Origin of the sequence: Vibrio sp. S12_S33 (assembly GCF_963889785.1) — a bacterium.
Taxonomy (GTDB): Bacteria; Pseudomonadota; Gammaproteobacteria; order Enterobacterales; family Vibrionaceae; genus Vibrio; species Vibrio aestuarianus.
In genome coordinates this window covers 39,349-59,703 of the sequence record NZ_CAWPQZ010000005.1, presented here as the reverse complement: position 1 = coordinate 59,703, position 20,355 = coordinate 39,349, and the positions used below count along the sequence as shown (strand labels likewise).

The following is a 20,355-nucleotide window of genomic DNA, read 5'->3' as shown; positions in this document are numbered from 1 at the left end:
AAAAAGGGAAGTTTTACCTTCCCCTTTATTAATTTTTCATATTAAAAACTATGCACTTTCATAACTCGTAATTTTTGAACGAGATAAAGATGCAAGCACTAAGCATACAACCACAAAGGCAACCGAAGCGGCGCTAAAGGAGATCAGTACCGACGCCGTCATACCTAACACGACAAAACCGACACAAGAAACCAAGGCAGTTGCTAGAGCGTAAGGAAGCTGTGTGGACACATGGTCAATATGATTACAACGAGCACCTGTGGATGACAAAATTGTGGTATCAGAAATCGGTGAACAGTGGTCACCAAACACAGAACCCGCAAGTACAGCACTTAGCATAGGTAGCATAAGCGCAATGTCTGTAGCTCCCGCCATGTCACCCGCTATCGGTAGCATAATACCAAACGTACCCCATGAGGTACCTGTAGAGAATGCCATCAGACCGGAAAGCAAAAACAAAATAACAGGCAACCAGTGAGGATTGATGTTGCCTTGAACAAGTGAAGACATGTAAGCGCCAGTCTTCATATCGCCAATTACCGAACCAATCGTCCAAGCGAAAACCAAAATTAGAATGGCACCAAACATAGACTTAGCACCAATCCACAATGTTTTCACAACATCAATCATTGGTAACTGTTGCTTAAATACCGTAAAGAGTGCCATTGCCAAGCCGACTAAACCGCCATAAATAAGCGAAGTACCCACATCTGTATTTTCAAATGCACCAAACAAGTCAAAGGCTTTGCCATCGGCAGCCAATGATTGACCACCTGTGTATAACATCGCTGAAATAGTGGCAATAATAAGAAGTACAATTGGCAAAATAAGGTCAGAGACTTTGCCGTGTTCGCTTTCTTTGATGTCTAGCTCTTCATTTAAATCATGAGCTTGCTGGCTATCATTGTCATCAGCAAAGCCACGACCTTGAGAAGCTTCCATCTCGTGTTTGCGCATTTGGCCAACATCCAACTGGAACCAAACCACGGCAAACACCATCAGCAAAGCGAAAATAGCATAAAAGTTCATTGGTACTAGACGGATGTATGCACCCAGCGCTGAATATTCAGTGATACCATGAGAAACAAGAATGCCACCAATAATAGTCATGATATAAGCACCCCAACTCGAAGCTGGCATCACAACACACATTGGTGCTGCAGTTGAATCTAGAATATAAGCCAGCTTGGCACGAGAAACATAAAAACGGTCAGTAACAGGGCGAGAAATTGAGCCTACTGCCAAGCTATTAAAATAGTCGTCAACGAAAATAAACACACCCAAAAATGCAGCAAGCAATTTTGAACCGCGTTTGCTTTTGACTCGTACCTGCGCCCATTCAGCGAAAGCACGGGTACCACCAGACAATGTCAGCAACGCTGTCATCATGCCTAATAAGAGTAAAAATCCGACAATACTCATATTCCAAGTATTGAGACCACCATCTTCCACAAACACACTAGCTACTTTAGTTACAACGTAGCTGCTACCATCTGCTACCGAGTAATTGGTGAGTAGTAACGCGCCTAACAAAATGCCGACACCAAGCGACACCAGAACACGACGGGTAATAACGGCTAAACTCAACGCCACTAATGGCGGTAATAGCGATAAGGGAGATGATGCAAAATCGATTAAATTCATGATCTTCAAAAACCAGTAAGTAAATGGTCAGAGATCTACTGCAGACAAATTACGAGAAATCATTTCAACGCAATTAATGTTGAACTAAGCGAAAGGGAAGCGAACACTTCACCCAACCCTACAGTAGCGCTCCATAGTTTAACAAAATAATAGACTATGGCAGTGTTGTTCCTATTCGAATACAACCCCAGCGAGTAGTTTTAATATACATACTCACTTCGGCGACAAAACCTTTCACTTCTACTCATTGGTATCACCCCAGCAAAAGTTACTCATTCCTATCGCGCCTCTACGTCAAAGAAAGTACAAAAAACCATTGTTAAGTCATTTTAACAACGATTCATTCCTTACTTCGCTTTAGGTGGTTGTTATTGTACTTAACAACAAACTCATTGCAACAGATGATCCAATTTAAATTGGATCATCTCAGATCACACTGATAAGCAAGCATTGATACTATTTTCATAAGTCGACGCAAGGTATATCACGAAGATATAATAAGAAAACAAATTTATCAGCGACTGAAAATAACATTGATAATCTTGTAATACCTGCTACTTAAGTATGAAACTGAAGAATCATTGGCTAGTTTCATATTTTTTGTAAAAAACAATTTCCAATAAGTTTTTTTATTAATATTCTGAACTTAATATTGTAAGAAAAATTTCCTCAGTTTATTATTACCTTGTCGACTAAATTAAATCTTATAGGAATAGTCATGTCTGAATTAACAAAAACTCTACTAAATATCCGTAGCCTACGCGCTTTCTCTCGTGAACTAACTCTTGAGCAACTTGAAGAAGCTCTAGATAAATTAACGATTGTTGTACAAGAGCGTAGAGAATTAGAAGAGGAAGAACGTTCAGCTCGCGCTGAACAAGAAGCTAAGCTTGCGGCTATTGCAGAACAAATTGCAAAAGATGGTATTGATGTTAGCGCATTAATTTCAGCACTTTCTGGTGAAGCAAAAGGTAAAGTAAAAGCTCAAAGTAAACGCGCACCTCGCCCTGCAAAATATAAATATGTTGATAATAACGGCAATGAAAAAACGTGGACCGGTCAAGGCCGTACACCTTCTGCAATTCAAGAGCAACTTGATGCAGGTAAGTCTCTAGAAGAATTTGAGATTTAATTATCAATTAAAATAAAAAGGCTCCCTCACGGAGCCTTTTTATTATCTGTAAGAACATTAGCGTTCCCAATATGCTTCTTCTAAACTGTCTTCGCGCTCAGGCAAACCACGAGATAAACGTGGAGAATGTTGCACTAACACTTCATAGCTCGCACGATTAGAATATTTGCAGACTTGAGAAAATGATGAATAGGTTAAAAAGTCGTTCTGGTGCTTACTTGAATTAGGTACATTCTCTTTGTGATATTTATTAGCGGCCATATCATGCAATAAGGCCGATAAAGCCGCATCACCAGCACCATTCGTGTTTTTAATTTTTTCAGGCCCACCCATATAAGGTGCAATATGAGAATAAATACGGATTGGGTTTTCACAGCTTATTTTTGATGCTGGGCGACTAAACTCGTAACGGTTAAATTCAGGAATCGAACCTGGCAATAGCGGCAATGACGTCTCTCGTTTTGCTGAATCTTCTGTATAACCAGCCATAAACAGCCCAACAGGACCTGCAGTACACAATACTAAATCAACCCAATCTAACGCTTTATTCGATGCAGCAAGCGGATCACTTTCACCAGTTAAAGCCTCTGCTTCATCTTCATTCATGGCAACGACAGTGACATTATCACGCAAAAATTCTTGCCAATATTGAGGGTCGTCTTGAATAACAAATTTTGTCCCTAGTGTTAATACCACTGGTACATCGTATTTTTTGGCGTACTCAATCGCCTTCATTGTTGCATCAGGCATCGGATCACCCTTTTTACAACGCACAAGATACGCCGTGATAACTAGTGCCGAAGCACTGCGAAATATTTTTTCAGGCACATTATCTGGAGTGAGTTGGTTCATCTGTCCTTCGCTAATGGCAAAAGTACGCTCTCCATCTTCAGTAATTAGCGCAAAACAACGACCAATAGCGCCATCCACGCCTTGTAAATAATTCAAATCCATACGACTTGATGTATTACATAGATAACGGTATCCATAACTGCCTATTTTTATATCCTGGCTCATGACCCCTAATAAGGTAGATCGATCATCGGCCAACACCGAATAATTATGTAATGTATTACCTATAGTGCCACCGGCATACTCATTCGTAATTAAGTTATTTTCTTTTAGCTCGACATAAAGCGCTTCGGCTTTTTGATCATCAATAACTAATGAGTGCCCCTTACTAAGCCCATATTTCTCAATTAGGTCTGTTGTTACTTTCGCTTCTATATCGACCAAAGTTTGGTCAATACCAATAATATGTGTACGTGACATCTTCTTATTTTCTTGTGACTGAATGACAAGAGGATCGCGAGCGTGGACAGGAAAGTAATGCTTGGATTTGCGTTGACCAGGAAATTTCATAACGTAAGTCTGAGTAAAGGGGTGAAGGATGCGCGATTCTACCGCGCACCCAATTGCGCGGCAACTAAGTCGGTTATAGCAAACGTTTGCTGATGGTTATTTTTATTCACCTTCCATGAAGCTGAGATCTGGTAGCATATCCAAATGCTCAGAATAACGTTTTAAATTGAATTCACCTTCATTTTTCATCACATCGAAAACTTCAATCGCTAGCGCACACGCCATCGATGCCACTGCATCTTCTCGGCTACTCCCTTTCATCATCAGACGCATTAATGTCTCTTTTACTTTGATTGGATTTCCTTCTGCGAGTTGATTTTCAACCGTTTCAATCAGAATCGCGTCATCCATTATTTGGTTTTCATCTTGCATGTTGCTGCCTTATATAAATCTAACTAATAGGTTGAAATTATTGGCAAACCATATGTGCCATTTCAAGTGATGTAAGTCATCACAGAGAACCCAACCCTATAAGAGAATATCGAGAATTTCATGCACTATGCCATAGGCAATTAGAGAACTCTAAAATTAATTTATCTTTAAGACTGGTGGAAACTACAGCAATTAAGCGTAATAGAAGTGTGATTGCAGTCTCGGATCTGTCCCCACTAAAATCTTTCTGATAGAATCTGCATCCAAGTCAATTTAGTGGTATTTAGTAATGTCAGATAACCGCTGCGCAAACAGCCAAAAGAAAGTCATTGTCGGCATGTCCGGTGGTGTTGATTCCTCAGTTTCCGCGTATCTTCTTAAAGAGCAAGGCTACCAAGTTGAAGGCCTGTTCATGAAGAACTGGGAAGAAGACGACAATGAGGAATATTGTACGGCAGCAGAAGATCTCGCTGACGCACAGGCAGTTTGTGACAAACTAGGTATCCACCTGCACACGATTAACTTTGCCGCAGAATACTGGGATAACGTATTTGAGTATTTCCTCGCTGAATACAAAGCTGGGCGTACACCTAACCCAGACATTCTTTGTAACAAAGAAATCAAGTTTAAAGCCTTCCTAGAATTTGCCGACGAAGTGCTTGATGCCGATTACATTGCTATGGGTCACTACGTGCGTCGCACCTTCCCTGAAGGCAATGAAAAACCACAAATGTTACGTGGGTTGGACAACAATAAAGACCAGAGCTATTTCCTTTATACGTTAAGTCACGAACAAGTTGCACGCAGCCTATTCCCTGTTGGTGATTTAGAAAAACCTGAAGTTCGCCGTATTGCTGAAGAACAAGATCTAATTACTGCGAAGAAAAAAGATTCAACTGGCATTTGTTTTATTGGCGAACGCAAATTTACTGATTTCTTATCTCGCTATTTACCTGCCCAGCCGGGTAAAATTGAAACACCAGAAGGTAAAGTGATTGGTGAGCACCAAGGTTTGATGTATCACACTTTAGGTCAGCGTAAAGGGTTGCACATCGGTGGCCAAAAAGGCGGCGGCGGTAATGAAGACCCATGGTATGTCGCAGAGAAAGATCTGCAACGTAATGTTCTTATCGCGGTGCAAGGTGCCGATCACCCATTGTTGAAGTCTCAAGGTTTGATCGCATCACAATTGCACTGGGTTGATCGTACGCCAATTACAGAACCATTGAGCTGCACAGTGAAAACACGTTATCGTCAAACGGATATTGCATGTACTATCATCCCTATTGATGATGACAATATAAAAGTTATTTTTGACGAGCCTCAAGTCGCCGTCACCCCGGGTCAATCTGCCGTTTTCTATAAAGACGATGTTTGTCTTGGTGGCGGAATTATTGAACAGCGCATTTAATTGATTTAGGAGTAATTACGTGGCTAACACCATTTATGACCGTACCATCGCATTTGCCGGTATCTGCCAAGCGGTTGCCTTAGTGCAACAAGTCGCGAAAAATGGTCACTGTGATTCAGACGCGTTTGAAACTTCTCTAACGGCTATTTTAAGCACTAACCCAAGCAATACTCTCGATGTTTTTGGCTCTGAGGCTAACCTTAAAGTTGGCCTTGAGTGCTTAGTAAAAGGTATTGATAGCACGCCTTCTGGCAGTGAGCTTACTCGTTACATCATTAGTCTAATGGCATTAGAACGTAAATTAGATGGTCGCCGAGATGCAATGTCACAACTTGGCGATCGGATCCAAACCACCGAACGTCAAATCGAACATTTTGATTTGTTAGACGATCAGATGGTCAGCAATATAGCCAGTATTTATCTTGATGTCATTAGCCCTATTGGGCCGCGTATCCAAGTCACCGGCACCCCTACAGTATTACAACAAACTTCAACTCAGCACAAAGTACGAGCACTGCTCCTTTCGGGGATCCGCTGCGCGGTATTGTGGCGCCAAGTTGGAGGAAAACGTCGCCATTTGATTTTCGGTCGTAAGAAAATGATCGAACAAGCACAAATACTTTTGGCGCGTATCTAGCTTCAATGCAAAGAATTCACTCTCATACTTAACTTCAAATTCAGGAGAAAAACATGGAACTGTCAGCCTTGACTGCTGTTTCACCGGTAGACGGCCGCTACGGAAGTAAAACGATTGCGTTACGCAGTATCTTTAGTGAGTTTGGTCTCCTCAAATATCGCACCATCGTTGAAGTACGTTGGTTACAGAAGCTTTCAGCAACCGCTGAAATCGCTGAAGTGCCAGCATTCAGCGCAGAAGCGAATCAATTCCTCGATAATATTGCTGCAAACTTCTGTGAAGAAGATGCTGCTCGTATTAAAGAAATTGAACGCACGACGAACCATGATGTTAAGGCTGTAGAGTACTTCTTAAAAGAAAAAGTAGCAGAGATGCCTGAGCTGCATGCTGTTAACGAATTCATCCATTTTGCTTGTACCTCTGAAGACATTAACAATACTTCTCACGCGTTAATGCTAAAAGAAGCACGTGACACCGTTATTCTTCCTGAAATTCGTAACATCATTGATGCAATCCGTAAGCTAGCAGAAGAGTACCGAGATATTCCGTTACTTTCTCGTACCCACGGCCAGCCTGCTTCTCCTAGTACAATGGGGAAAGAGATGGCGAACGTGGCATACCGTATGGAGCGCCAATATAAGCAAATTGCTAATGTTGAGATCTTAGCCAAAGTGAATGGCGCAGTGGGTAACTATAACGCTCACCTATCAGCTTATCCTGAAGTTGATTGGCATCATTTCAGTGAACAATTTATTACTGAATGCTTGGGCGTAACGTGGAACCCTTACACAACACAAATCGAACCTCATGATTACATTGCAGAATTGTTCGATGCCGTTGCTCGTTTCAATACCATTCTGATTGATTTCGATCGTGATATTTGGGGCTATATTGCACTGGGTCATTTCAAGCAAAAAACCATCGCTGGCGAAATCGGTTCTTCAACCATGCCGCATAAAGTAAACCCAATCGATTTTGAAAACTCCGAAGGTAACCTTGGTCTAGCTAACGCGGTATTCGGTCATTTGGCTCAAAAACTGCCTATCTCACGTTGGCAGCGTGACCTAACTGATTCAACAGTATTACGTAACCTAGGTGTGGGTGTTGGCTATGCAATTATCGCCTACACATCAACACTAAAAGGCATTAGTAAACTCGAAGTTAACCGTGATGCACTATTGGCAGAGCTGGATAAGAACTGGGAAGTATTAGCAGAACCAATCCAAACCGTGATGCGCCGCTATGGTATTGAAAAGCCATACGAGAAGCTTAAAGAACTTACACGTGGCAAGCGTGTTGATGGTGAAGCAATGCGTAATTTCATTGACGGCTTAGAGCTACCAGAAGCTGAAAAAGCACGCTTGAAAGAGATGACGCCAGCCAACTATATTGGTCAAGCTATCGAGCTCACAGATAAGCTGTAAGACTTAGCTTCGACTCTCTATGACAAAGCCCACGATATTCGTGGGCTTTCGTTTATCAACACAACAGTCTTTGCTCACACAGCAGATGATGTGCTCTTGGTGTGATATCAATTATTTTTTATGCATATTGCTTTTCAAATTCGTGCATAAAATCAACCAGTGCTTGAACCCCTTCCAATGACATTGCATTGTAGATAGACGCACGCATACCACCAACCGCACGGTGACCTTTTAATGAAGCTAAACCGCGTGCCTCTGCTTGCTCTAAAAATACGCTATCCAGCTCAGGCTTTGCTAATTGGAAAGGGACATTCATTAGAGAACGGTTATCTGGGTGGATCTCATTACGATAAAATGGAGACTCATCAATACAGTTATATAATAAGGCTGCTTTTTCATGGTTAATCAATTCAATGGCTTGAACACCACCCTGCTCTTTCAACCATTTGAATACCAAGCCTGACAAATACCAAGCAAATGTCGGTGGTGTATTGAACATAGAGTCTTGTTCTGCCTGAACTTTATAGTTCAAAATCGTCGGTAAAACATCGCTAGCCAATCCCAGAAGATCATCACGCACAATCACAATACAGATGCCTGCCGGGCCTATATTCTTTTGTGCACCCGCATAAATCACACCGTATTTTGACACATCAATTTGACGAGAAAGAATAGTTGAAGACATATCGGCCACAATCGGCTTATCCGTTTGAGGAAGATCATTGATTTCAATACCATCTATCGTTTCGTTCGGACAAAAATGAACATACGCGGATTCAGGGTCAATTTTCCAATCACAGGCAGGGATAACGGCAGCCTTGCCATCTTTAGTGATTTTGGCATTAAACACATCAGGTTCGCAGTATTTGCTCGCTTCGTTAATCGCACTTTCGGCCCAATAACCAGCGTCTACATAGGTTGCTTTAGTTGCGTCACCAAGTAAATTAAGAGGCACAGCGGCAAATTGAGCTCGTGCACCACCTTGGCAAAATAAAACTTTATAATTATCAGGAATATTCAATAAATCGCGTAGATCTTGTTCCGCATCTTGAGCGACTTTGATAAATGGTTTGCTACGGTGGCTAATTTCCATCACGGACGTGCCAAGTTCATTCCAATTCACAAACTCAGCTTGTGCTTTTTCCATTACCGCTTTTGGCAAACCCGCAGGGCCCGCACTAAAATTATAAACAGTGTCCGCTTGATTTGGTTCCATGAAGTCCTTACTCCTACTACCGACAATTAGTGTGATTAATAACACTTTTTACACAGGATAAAAAGCGAGAAAAGAGGTCATGTGACCTCTTTTTTTTATTGATAGGGAAAAAGCATTACTTTACTGACATTAACCAAACATTACTGGCATCAACAAGGCAACCAATGGGAGTTGCTTGCCGTTTTTAAACTCCAGATTTCCTTGCTTAATTTCAGCCTGAAATCGATATCCATCAGCCTCTTGAACCATCATTTCCATGATAACAAGTTCATCGATGCCTTGTTTAATGAATGGAAAATCCTCAACCAATTGATTCGAAATAAAAGTATCAACATTACCCACTAACGCTGGCAAAATAATACTTGGGTCTTGCAATATATCATTGGTTCCTTCCGGTACAGCGATTTTCCATTTTGATTCAAACTCACCACGAGCAACTTTTAGCACCATTTTATTCATAGAAAGGTAGAATCCTTTCGCAAATAAAGACTCGATATAAGGTAAGGCTCGCTGAATGTCTTGTTCCGATAATGCAGGATTGTTTTGGTATAACGTAGTGAGCTTTTCCAATGATTCATTATCTATATCACCCAAGGTGAAATCAATATTTAAATCATTCACTTCACCGTCATTTGAAAGCAGTTTTTCCAACGCGACAACATGATTACTGCTAAAGCGAGCAAGTTCGCCATTGATTGAAGAGTCGAATTTATAGGTGGCATTAGTCACATCAAGCACACTGTTTTCGAGCCCATCAACAACACTCAAACGTGATAAAGCCAGTGACTGGTCTCCCAACCAAAAACCTTTGTCTTGTTTACCTGCACCTTGACCAGACACTTGAGAAAGCGCCATTTTCTCACCACTAGCAAAGTCAAGTTCGACTGATGGAACATCAAGTTGGTAGGATATTTCACCTAGCACAGTGACCTCCCCTTCTAATGTTGCAGGTGAAGTCGACACCACCATTTGGCCATCTTGTGTCGCATAATGCCAGCTATCTAATGCAAAGGAATATTGCGTATTACCATTAAGTTGCGTTGTACTGGTTAAGCTTAACGGAAAATCAGGTGTATCCACTAATAATGAATGAGCCGTTAAGCTCATAAGCCCATGCTCAACCTTGCTATTAACTAGGAACTCAGTTGGCAAGCCGTCAGCCACCAATTGTTGCTTTAGTCCCTCATCGATGATCTGATAGCGTGTTTGAACGTTAGAGGAAAGGTAACCGCGATCATAGTTAACAATCTCAGCCTGAAAAGCCGAGGAAGAGAGCTTTGCTATCCCATCGCTGATGACATTATGCCCAATTTGACCTACAGCAAGCGGCCAACATAACGCAAGAGAGATTGCGCCACCTACGGCACTAATCATTTTTAATTGTTTCATAGTTTTCTATCCTAAACAGTTTCACTCAGTCTACCGTAAAGAAATGAAAACCAAAACATAGAGTTAAGTCAGAGTATTGCTAGAGGATGAGAAATTCTAAAACCTAGCTCTCAAACCCAATTTTAGATAATTGCTACAGTAGAATAAATCGTCATGACTCTAGAGGCTCGAGTGAATCATTACGCACTACTTTGTTTAGATAACAACCCTATCAGTGTTGATCAACTGCGCTTTGAACTGGCGCCATTTGCGCTTAAATTTGATTTACATACTGCCGAATCCATCGAAGAAGCAGAACAAACACTTGAGTATTTACAAGAGCAGCAGCAAACCATTGCTTTGGTTATCGCCAGTCACCACGAAGCATTTAATGGCGCAGATTTTTTAACTCACCTCGATAAGTCTGAGCACACTCGCTCGGCTCGTAAGGTATTGATCAGTTGCGGACAAGATATTCAAGCCATTCTCAGCGCCGTCAATGAAGGACGTCTTGATCATTGTTTAACAAAACCAGTCCCCGACCAAATATTATACAAAACCGTTCACAAAGAGCTCACTACTTATATTTTAGAGAACGATAAAGAGAACATACTCAATTACAGCACTGTACTTGATCAACAGCGTATTTTACGTGCACATATTGACAATAAAATGCGCAGCTACAGAGATGGCTTCATCTCTGACTACCACAAGCTTTCTGACAGTGAATTAGCCGAGCAAGTAATCGGCGCTCTTCATCAATTTTTTGAAAATGAAGATGAAACTCATGCTTGTAGAACCTATTCAGCAGAGCACCTACTGACTAAAGAGGGCGAAGACAACCGCTTCTTATGGTTCATTACCGAAGGAGAGGTCGCTTTATATAAAAAGGATGATCTCGGTCAACAGCGAGAAGTGGTTCGACATAAAAAAGGGAATATTGTCGGTGGAATGTCTTTCGTTACCGGAGAGAAATCCTTTTCCACCGCCATTACTTTGACCAAAACTGATGTAATTAAGTTAGACCGAGATGTCTTTTCCAAGGTCATGCATTCTGACACACGGTTACTGCCCCTTTTTACCAACTTATTATTGCGCCACTTCAATCGCCGCCTGCAACGTAGTATTAACACAAAACTAGAACTACAAAAGACGCTTGAATCATTGGAGTCGGCTCATCAACAGCTTATCGAACGAGAAAAGATGGCGATGTTAGGGCAACTTGTCGCTGGCGTTGCTCACGAGTTGAATAATCCGATTGCCGCCATCTTGCGAGGGACTGAAACATTATCCAATAACATTGAGCTGATAGTGAATGCGACGAGCAACCAATCACTACAAAATAAGGGCAGTCAATTACTTCAAGCCGCTTTACAGGCCAAGCCGACATCAACGGCCGAAGAGCGAACCCGAGCCAAAACTCTTGAAGTGGAAATAAAAAACCGTTTGGTTGCCAAAAAGCTAGTCAAGTTGAATCTCGATGATGATATCGAACTCAAACAATTAGCCAAAAACTCGCCAGATAACGCATTGGAAAGGTTAGAGCATTTAGAAAGTTATTTCTTAACTGGTAGCACGTTACGCTCCATAAATGTTTGTGCACAGCGCATTGCCGATATGGTCAAAAGCTTAAAAGGTTATGCGCGACCAGACGATGAAACCCTTCATAGAGTCGATATTCATGAAGGCATCGAAGACACTTTAGTGATCTTTGAAAACCGCCTTAAACGGCATAGCGTAGAAAAAGAGTATGCGCAATTACCCCTTGTTTCCTGCCAGCCCATCGCATTGCAACAAGTATGGACCAACCTAATATCCAATGCCATTGATGCGTTTCCTGAACATGGGGTATTACATATTACAACCAAACAAACGAGACACGATGATCGCCCTTTTGTCACTATTAGCTTCACAGATAACGGCAGTGGCATAGATGACGAGCAAAAAGCCAATATTTTCACTTTGAACTACACCACCAAAAAAGAGGGCAACTTTGGTCTTGGGATCGGTTTATCTGTATGTCAACAAATTGTCCAACAACATAAAGGCTGGCTTGAGGTTCAATCGAAAAAAAACACCTACACCACAATGACAGTTTGGCTACCAATTAATTAATCCGTCTCAGTGGCTTTGTTAAAGGAGAAAATCATGAACAAATTCTTGATTCTATGTGTCGACGACGAACGCGAAGTTTTAGATAGTGTGATGCAAGACTTAGACTGCTTCGAAGAATATTTCATCGTAGAAGCTGCGGAATCGGTTACTGAAGCAAAAGAAGTTATTGCAGAAAACCAAGCTCAACATATAAAACTCGCCTTGATACTGTGTGACCACATCATGCCAGAGCAAACAGGGATTAGTTTTTTGATAGAATTAAGTCAAAACGAAGAGACAGCGCAGACTCGAAAAGTGTTACTCACAGGTCAAGCAGGTTTAGAAGATACGGTTGAAGCTGTCAATCACTCTAGCCTGCATTTTTACGTTGCCAAGCCTTGGAATGGCGATAAGCTGCGAGAAATAATAAAAGACCAATTAACGCAGTATATGATTGCCAATGAATCCGAGTTAATGCCATGGGCGCGAGTTTTAGATGCCGAAAAAATATTTAATGCCATCGCAGAAAACCGCATTAACTTTGGCGAATAACCCTCTTTTTTATGAAAATGGCACTTTCTTTGCTTATTTTTTTGCCAAGACGACAAAAGAATGACATTTTTTGGTGGTGGCAATAGCTCACTATGCACTATGATGTCTTAATTGATTAATGTCACAGTGGATTTTCCACTACTGACCATGGAAATAAACTAAAAATATAGGTTTATAGTGACTATGCGTAAAACAATCATTGCGGCAGCACTACTGCTTGCCTCTGGGCAAACATTGGCTGAATCCGACCGAAACAGCCCAACGGTCATGAGCAACTTTAATTATGACTATATCGAAGCTCGCATTGGAGTCAGTCCAGTGACATTTGGTGCAGCGATAAGTAAGTCTATCCACCCAAATGCTCATATTATTGGCCGTATTGACTCTGAATTTGAAAGTGATTTTGATGCTGCTGCAGGTTTTGGTTTCCACGCTCCCATCAACAACTGGGCAGACTTTACTGGTGAAATGTTGCTTCGCATCGTCGATAGTGAAAATAGCAGTACCGATACCGGAATAGAGTTAAATCTAGGTGTTCGTCAGTGGCTTGGCCCACAACTTGAAATAGGTGGTAAAGGCGGTTATGTCTCCATTGATGACAATGATGACTGGATTGCGTCTTTCTATGCTCGCTTCCACTCCACAGAACTATTCTCCGTCGGGGCTGAAGCTCGTATTAACGATGCGTACGGTGAGCAGTTGATGTTCACCACTCGCTTTAAGTTCTAACGAACTGTTATACAAAAAAGCCAAGATAAGTATCTTGGCTTTTTGTGACAGTCAATTATCCTCATTGTTTACGAACAACGATTCAATAACTGGCGCTTACGAGGTTCTTGTAACAGTTTCCAGTGAATACCTTCGATTGCGCCCGCAAATTTCCAAAGTAATTTAACATCCACGTCGCTGCCATAGATTTTTCTCACCTTAGAAAAAACCTCTGATGCCCCTAATTCTATAAATGTCTCGACATCAGCAACACCAGCTTTCTTGACCATGCGCTCAAGTGTTAACTGCATATTCGGTAAATCACGCAAACGCCGACTAGCAGAAGATTTTTGGAAACTTCTTTGCTTTACAGAGTGTCGTATTGAATGAGCAACGATAGCATCAAGCTCTTCACTTTCACTAACAAAAAGGTCAGTAATATCATAGTAGTTCACCGTGGCTGTGGTTTGCTTTTTGACATGTTTATACTTTTCACAGCCTAAGCGAGTCAACATGCTATCAAGATGGCCACCACCGCGGATAAAAATACGCTCCTCGCTGATAAGAGAGTACATCGCCTCATTTTGAAACAACCCCACTCCACCAAACATAGAACGCTTTTGGAAAGCGCCAAACTTAATTACATAATCGAAAAATGCTTGCTCTGTCATATCCATTGATCCTTAATCAAATTCCCCGATTAAACGTGATCACCAGATAGCAGCGGATTTTTTAGCGAAAAAATGAATAATTCAACGGCAAGCTATTTAATTATGTAATATTAGCTTGCCTTCATATGCCCATATCATAGTTAACGATACGAAATAAGTCTGGGCATATCTCACATCCATTACTATATTTAATCTGTTTTATATGACCAGCATCACAGTATCAACTTATGAGTGTACTTTCTTTGATACCTACAGCCTCATTTGAGGCACTTAATTTTGACCAAACAGGAACAAATTGACGTAGGCTGATGTAATTGGTTGCTTATTTAGACTAGCAAACGGTAAAATGCCCCTAATACAAATTGAGCACATTATTATGAATCACTTATCTTTTTATTGGCTTCCCGAACATCGCCAAATGCTCATCCAAGGACTAGAAAGCGAATTTGCTCAGTTAGTTGAACACTCAATTAGCACCGGGAAAATTTCGCTACCGCCAATTCCGGATGTCGTTCTAAAAATTCAGAAGATTTGCACGTTAGAATCGTCAGGAATATCGGATGTGGCCGATTGTCTATTAGAAGACCCAGGGCTTGCAGCCATCGTTATACGTGTAGCAAACTCCGTTGTTTTTAATCGCCGCAATATTACCTGCACTGACTTAATTACTGCGGTATCCCGCTTGGGTATTCTAAGAGTTCGCGATATTGTGACAGCACAAGCCATTGAACAGCTAAAACACTCCGTAAACCTGAGCAAAGCGTGCAATAAAATACTAGTTAACAGTGCATCGGTATCAAAAGAGCTCGGTGCGACAATGGTTTTAGTCACCCAAGCCTTTAAACTACTTGAACCGGCTAAATATCAACATTTAGAGCAAGAAAAAGCACTATTAGTTGGTCTATTGGCTGATATTGGACTGTTCTGTTTAGTCAGTGAATATCACTTATATCTACAGAACGGAAATTATCTAGATCAAGATATTGCGCTACAAATCTTCCAGTCTCGCTGCTCGAAGACCAGTCAATTGGTTTTAAGAAATTGGGGGTTTGACTCAGATTTCCTAGAAGTGGCTGGAAATCAATCTTTAGTCGCATCTTCTCATGAAGTCAGTTACCTTGATGTGGCACGCATTGCACACCACTTGCTCTTATTTCGCCGACAAGACGACGATATTGATGAGCATGAAGTTGAAATTAATGCGACAGGTGCTGAAGTACTGTACAACCTCAGTAATTTAAGCGAGATTGAATTCAAATCAAAGCTGAGCGATGTCATTAGCGCGAGCGGTTTTTAAATAAAAGATAATCAGAGGATTAGATGCTCTCAGGGATGTTATTTATTTTTGCTCCATTAGTCGTGGGGTATTTATTTTCTATAACCAATCAGCAATGGTTGTCAGCGTTGAACAAAACGACCTCTTGGTTAGTCTATGTCATTCTGTTCCTTATGGGGCTCAGTTTAGCCGCCCTTGATAACCTCGGCGATAACCTACAGCTGATCCTCAAATTCACTGCCGTATTTTTCTTAGCGATCGGTTTATGCAACCTGTTGGTTTTACCGTTTATTGACAAGTGTTGGCCGATCAAAACCGATGCAAATCACACCAAACTTCCACTTTCAAATATGGCCTTAGAGTCCATTAAACTGATTTTAGTTGTCGGGGGTGGGTTAATCATTGGTGTCGTTTTAGCGTTAGATCTCACTTGGGTAGATACTGCCAGTGAATGGATTCTATTTATTTTACTCTTTTTCATTGGTATCCAATTAAGAAATAGTGGATTAACACTCAGACAAATCCTACTTAATAAACATGGCATGATCATCGCCTCAGTTATCATTATCAGCTCATGGATTGGCGGTATCATCTCAGCGATGATTTTAGAGATCCCAGTATATAGAGGACTCGCAATGGCATCAGGATTTGGCTGGTATTCACTGTCTGGAATTTTAATGGGTGATGCCTTCGGCCCGGTTTATGGCGGGGCTTCTTTTATGATTGAGCTATTAAGAGAACTCATTGCCTTAGTCATGATCCCTATGTTGATCCGCTCTAAACCCTGTACATCTATTGGCTATGCTGGCGCAACCGCGATGGATTTTACATTGCCAGTGATTCAAACAACAGGTGGTGTGCGTTGTGTCCCTATCGCTATCGTCAGTGGCTTTATTCTCAGCTTACTCGTGCCCATTCTGATGCTGTTCTTTGTATCACTTGCAGGCTAGGTATCAGGAATCACCTTAATCATTATTTACACTCATAATTAGGGAGTAAACTCCCACACAATAACAAAAGCTCAAAAAGGAAGATTTATGAAACGTGTCATTGTTGCCCTACTACTTTCAACATCTACGAATATGGCAATGGCTGCTGATAATCAATGTTTGAACAAAAAGTATGATGCTTATATTGATGCATCATTAACTTGGTACAGCGATTTAACAGATCTAGTTACTAAGCAATATCCAGATCTTGAAGAAGTAAGCCAATGGTTCTTACAAGGACGTCAACATCACTTCGAACTCAGTCGAGCAGCTGTGCATTATTATCTTCAAAACGATCCATCCAAAGTCGCCACCTCTCAACCTGTTGAAGCTTGGCTGAAACTGGAACAGCATGACGTAAAAGTACTCGCCTCACGCAGCGATGAGCTTGGCCAAATAGCAAAAACCACGTTTGAAGATCGACAAACTGCACCGAACGAAAAAAATTATGAGCTACGCTCAGCACTTGCAGAATTACTCAGTCATCCCAAGCAAATCGATACGGCACTCAATCGCTACAACGATGCAATTTCAACGCTAGAAAAGAACAAGTGCCAATAAACGAAGCCCACCGCCCAACCGAATTAAGACGGGACATCTGTCCCGTTTTCGTTTAGATTGTGCCGATCGCTTTCCATAACAAATAAAAATTACGACGCTGTATGGTATCCGAACAGAAAACTGCAGATGTGAGTTTCGAGAGCTTACTACGAATCTTCACCGTGCCTGAAGGCCCCGACTCAACACTGACAAAAATTGAAGCTGAGCTTTCACGCAACCTTAATCTTTTCCTGCGTGAACACATTGTTGCCGAAGAAAAACCACTAAAAGAAATCGAGAAAGATTTCTCTAATGCACACATCCCTGAAGCGCCTGAGTTTGTGTCTGAACACACACAGCACCTACTTGATACGCTAGTTTCTCATTCGGTTCACACTGCTGCGCCAAGTTTTATTGGTCATATGACCTCGGCATTACCCTATTTCTTAATGCCATTATCAAAAATCATGATTGCTTTGAATCAAAACTTGGTAAAAATCGAAACATCCAAAGCATTTACCCCCTTAGAACGTCAAGTGCTGGGTATGCTGCACCGTTTGATTTATCAGCAAAATGACCTTTTTTATTCACAATGGATGCACAGTGCAGAGCACTCGCTTGGCGCATTTTGCTCGGGTGGTACTATCGCGAACATTACTGCTCTTTGGGTGGCACGCAATAATGCACTCAAAGCACAAGGTGATTTTAAAGGCGTTGAAAAAGAAGGCCTATTTAAGGCAATGCAACATTATGGATATAATGGACTGGCGATATTAGTGTCTGAACGCGGCCATTATTCTCTGAAAAAAGCAGCGGATGTACTGGGGATTGGTCAAGACAGCCTGATTTCAGTAAAAACTGATAATAATAATCGACTGTGTCCTGATGACTTAAAAGCGAAAATCACCCAGCTAAAAATAGATAAGATTAAACCGTTTGCTGTCATTGGCGTTGCTGGTACAACTGAAACTGGCACAATCGATCCGTTAAAAGATATTGCGGCTATTTGCCAGCAAGAAAACTGCCATTTCCACGTTGATGCAGCTTGGGGCGGCGCAACATTAATGTCGAATAACTACCGCCATTTACTTGATGGTATTGAACTCGCTGACTCAGTAACAATTGACGCACATAAACAGTTATATATCCCGATGGGTGCAGGAATGGTGTTATTCAAAAACCCAGACGCAATGCATTCCATTGAACATCACGCACAGTATATTTTGCGCAAAGGGTCGAAAGATCTCGGTAGCCACACATTGGAAGGGTCTCGCTCTGGTATGGCTATGCTAGTGTATGCCAGTATGCATATCATCAGTCGGCCGGGTTATGAGTTATTGATCGATCAAAGTATTAATAAAGCACGCTATTTTGCCGACTTGATTAAACAACAAAACGATTTTGAGTTAATCTCTGAACCCGAGCTCTGTCTGCTAACCTATCGTTACCTTCCTCCAATAACGCAAAAAGCCCTCAAGTTGTCAACCGCTGAACAAAAAGCAAAACTGAACGAACTACTCAACGAACTCACTCAATTTGTACAGAAAAAACAAAGAGAAACTGGTCGCTCATTTGTTTCTCGTACCCGCTTAAACCCAGAGCACTGGGACAAATTGGATACTATAGTTTTTCGTGTTGTATTGGCTAACCCACTGACCACCAATGAAATATTAGGCTCCGTTTTAGAAGAACAACGCCAGATCGTTAAATTAGCCCCTAACCTTATGCTTAAAATTGACCAGCAATCACAGCAGATCCTTGGCCAAATTTAACGTGATCAGTTACAGCAAATTGAAAATTTATTTCTTTTTGCTGTAACTAATTAATCATTAATTAGCCAAAATTTTCATTTTTCCTCTATTTAAACCTCAAATATGTAGTTTTCATGAAATTTTGTTTGAGGCTTGTCATATTCTCATCAATTGATGAGCTGAATTGTTACAGAATTCTACAACCTCGGTTTATACTCCCTTCATGGCGTTGGTTTAATCTACCTTTTTAGGAAAGGCATTAGTTCCACTCTCCCAAAAAGATCATTGGTAAAATCAACGAGTTGTTCTCTTCGCCCGCGTGAACACTATGAATACATTAGAAAAAATTCAAAAAAACTTGGAAAATTTTAGCAAGTCGGAACGTAAAGTTGCTGAGGTCATTATGGCTTCACCACAGACGGCGATTCATTCAAGTATCGCAACACTGGCTAAAATGGCAGATGTCAGCGAACCCACGGTGAACCGTTTCTGTCGTCGTTTAGACACCAAAGGTTTTCCTGATTTCAAGCTTCACTTGGCACAAAGCCTTGCTAACGGAACTCCGTATGTAAATCGTAATGTTGAAGAAGAAGATGGTCCTGATGCTTATACGCATAAGATTTTCGAATCAACCATGGCGTGTTTGGATGTAGCAAAAAATAGCTTAGATCCCATGCAAATCAATCGTGCAGTGGATCTGCTTACTCAGGCTAAGCGTATATCTTTCTTTGGATTAGGCGCCTCTTCTGCAGTTGCAAAAGATGCCCAGAACAAGTTTATCCGATTCAATATTCCTATCACTTGTTTTGAAGATATCGTTATGCAACGTTTGAGCTGCATTAACTGCACTGATAACGATGTGATCGTCTTAATTTCTCACACTGGTAGAACTAAAAGCCAGGTTGAGATAGCGAATCTTGCTCGTGAAAATGGCGCAACGGTTATCGCTATCACGGCGAAAGACTCGCCATTGGATAAAGCCAGTTCACTTTCGATCTCACTTGATGTACCAGAAGATACGGATGTTTATATGCCAATGGCCAGCCGTGTCGTACAAATGACCGTCATTGATGTACTAGCCACAGGGTTTACTTTGCGCAGAGGTTCTGGCTTTCGTGAAAATTTAAAGCGAGTAAAAGATGCTTTGAAAGATTCACGTTACGATAAACTATCACAATTTTAATTTTGAACGGAGCCGTTACCACTGG

The 20,355-nt window shown here is 41.3% G+C and carries 18 protein-coding genes and 1 riboswitch; of the genes, 12 read left to right on the top strand and 6 right to left on the bottom strand.

Translation table 11 applies throughout. The features are described 5' to 3' along the window. Positions 1 to 48: 48 nt before the first annotated feature. Positions 49 to 1,644, bottom strand: coding sequence for a Na+/H+ antiporter NhaC family protein (locus AACW06_RS03885; RefSeq protein WP_192074074.1), 1,596 nt, complete (start codon positions 1,642 to 1,644; stop codon positions 49 to 51). A 116-nt stretch (positions 1,645 to 1,760) separates the two neighbouring features. Further along, a riboswitch (Lysine riboswitch) is annotated at positions 1,761 to 1,944 on the bottom strand. Positions 1,945 to 2,362: 418 nt separating this feature from the next. Between AACW06_RS03885 and AACW06_RS03880 the strand changes: the two genes are divergently transcribed. Next, positions 2,363 to 2,776: an H-NS family histone-like protein gene (locus tag AACW06_RS03880; protein WP_192074073.1), complete on the top strand. Its 414-nt coding sequence runs from the start codon at positions 2,363 to 2,365 to the stop codon at positions 2,774 to 2,776. A gap of 57 nt (positions 2,777 to 2,833) precedes the next feature. Here AACW06_RS03880 and AACW06_RS03875 read toward each other — a convergent pair whose 3' ends face one another. After that, positions 2,834 to 4,138: an inosine/guanosine kinase gene (locus tag AACW06_RS03875; protein ID WP_192074072.1), complete on the bottom strand. Its 1,305-nt coding sequence runs from the start codon at positions 4,136 to 4,138 to the stop codon at positions 2,834 to 2,836. Between the two features lie 102 nt (positions 4,139 to 4,240). Next, positions 4,241 to 4,510 carry a hypothetical protein gene (locus AACW06_RS03870; protein WP_192074071.1) on the bottom strand — a complete coding sequence of 90 codons (270 nt, stop codon included), beginning with the start codon at positions 4,508 to 4,510 and terminating at the stop codon, positions 4,241 to 4,243. A gap of 289 nt (positions 4,511 to 4,799) precedes the next feature. Between AACW06_RS03870 and mnmA the strand changes: the two genes are divergently transcribed. Genes mnmA through purB form a run of 3 tightly spaced genes read left to right on the top strand, consistent with a single transcriptional unit; the run spans position 4,800 to position 7,982 of the window. Beyond that, entirely contained in the window at positions 4,800 to 5,921 is a 1,122-nt protein-coding gene (gene mnmA, locus AACW06_RS03865; protein ID WP_172533468.1) for a tRNA 2-thiouridine(34) synthase MnmA, read from the top strand. A gap of 19 nt (positions 5,922 to 5,940) precedes the next feature. Then, on the top strand, positions 5,941 to 6,558 hold the full coding sequence (gene hflD, locus AACW06_RS03860) for a high frequency lysogenization protein HflD (RefSeq protein WP_192074070.1): 618 nt from the start codon (positions 5,941 to 5,943) through the stop codon (positions 6,556 to 6,558). Between the two features lie 53 nt (positions 6,559 to 6,611). Continuing rightward, the gene (gene purB / locus AACW06_RS03855) at positions 6,612 to 7,982 is read left to right on the top strand and encodes an adenylosuccinate lyase (RefSeq protein WP_192074069.1); all 1,371 of its coding nucleotides are present in this window, start codon (positions 6,612 to 6,614) and stop codon (positions 7,980 to 7,982) included. A 118-nt stretch (positions 7,983 to 8,100) separates the two neighbouring features. On the opposite strand, the gene serC is transcribed toward purB, so the two are convergent. Both serC and AACW06_RS03845 read right to left on the bottom strand, forming a co-directional pair. Further along, on the bottom strand, positions 8,101 to 9,198 hold the full coding sequence (gene serC, locus AACW06_RS03850; protein WP_192074068.1) for a 3-phosphoserine/phosphohydroxythreonine transaminase: 1,098 nt from the start codon (positions 9,196 to 9,198) through the stop codon (positions 8,101 to 8,103). Positions 9,199 to 9,327: 129 nt separating this feature from the next. Then, positions 9,328 to 10,587 (bottom strand): DUF945 family protein, encoded by a 1,260-nt coding sequence (locus AACW06_RS03845; RefSeq protein ID WP_192074067.1) that lies wholly within the window; start codon positions 10,585 to 10,587, stop codon positions 9,328 to 9,330. A gap of 171 nt (positions 10,588 to 10,758) precedes the next feature. On the opposite strand from AACW06_RS03845, the gene AACW06_RS03840 reads away from it, so the two are divergent. The 3 genes from AACW06_RS03840 to AACW06_RS03830 all read left to right on the top strand — a co-directional run bounded on the left by AACW06_RS03840 (position 10,759) and on the right by AACW06_RS03830 (position 13,941). Next, entirely contained in the window at positions 10,759 to 12,681 is a 1,923-nt protein-coding gene (locus tag AACW06_RS03840) for an ATP-binding protein (protein WP_192074143.1), read from the top strand. 33 nt (positions 12,682 to 12,714) lie between these two features. Further along, positions 12,715 to 13,212, top strand: coding sequence for a response regulator (locus tag AACW06_RS03835; RefSeq protein WP_053310011.1), 498 nt, complete (start codon positions 12,715 to 12,717; stop codon positions 13,210 to 13,212). Between the two features lie 183 nt (positions 13,213 to 13,395). After that, entirely contained in the window at positions 13,396 to 13,941 is a 546-nt protein-coding gene (locus tag AACW06_RS03830) for a hypothetical protein (protein WP_172533471.1), read from the top strand. A gap of 68 nt (positions 13,942 to 14,009) precedes the next feature. Here AACW06_RS03830 and AACW06_RS03825 read toward each other — a convergent pair whose 3' ends face one another. Further along, positions 14,010 to 14,597, bottom strand: coding sequence for a TfoX/Sxy family DNA transformation protein (locus tag AACW06_RS03825; protein ID WP_192074066.1), 588 nt, complete (start codon positions 14,595 to 14,597; stop codon positions 14,010 to 14,012). 370 nt (positions 14,598 to 14,967) lie between these two features. On the opposite strand from AACW06_RS03825, the gene AACW06_RS03820 reads away from it, so the two are divergent. The 5 genes from AACW06_RS03820 to AACW06_RS03800 all read left to right on the top strand — a co-directional run bounded on the left by AACW06_RS03820 (position 14,968) and on the right by AACW06_RS03800 (position 20,330). After that, a complete protein-coding gene (locus tag AACW06_RS03820) occupies positions 14,968 to 15,888 on the top strand; it encodes an HDOD domain-containing protein (protein WP_192074065.1) in 921 nt (306 codons plus the stop codon). A gap of 23 nt (positions 15,889 to 15,911) precedes the next feature. Then, entirely contained in the window at positions 15,912 to 16,817 is a 906-nt protein-coding gene (locus AACW06_RS03815) for a lysine exporter LysO family protein (RefSeq protein WP_192074064.1), read from the top strand. 87 nt (positions 16,818 to 16,904) lie between these two features. Next, complete coding sequence (locus AACW06_RS03810) at positions 16,905 to 17,417, top strand: hypothetical protein (RefSeq protein ID WP_192074063.1); 513 nt, start codon at positions 16,905 to 16,907, stop codon at positions 17,415 to 17,417. Between the two features lie 101 nt (positions 17,418 to 17,518). Next, a complete protein-coding gene (gene panP, locus AACW06_RS03805; protein WP_192074062.1) occupies positions 17,519 to 19,168 on the top strand; it encodes a pyridoxal-dependent aspartate 1-decarboxylase PanP in 1,650 nt (549 codons plus the stop codon). Between the two features lie 307 nt (positions 19,169 to 19,475). Further along, a complete protein-coding gene (locus tag AACW06_RS03800) occupies positions 19,476 to 20,330 on the top strand; it encodes a MurR/RpiR family transcriptional regulator (RefSeq protein WP_192074061.1) in 855 nt (284 codons plus the stop codon). The last annotated feature ends 25 nt before the right edge of the window (positions 20,331 to 20,355 follow it).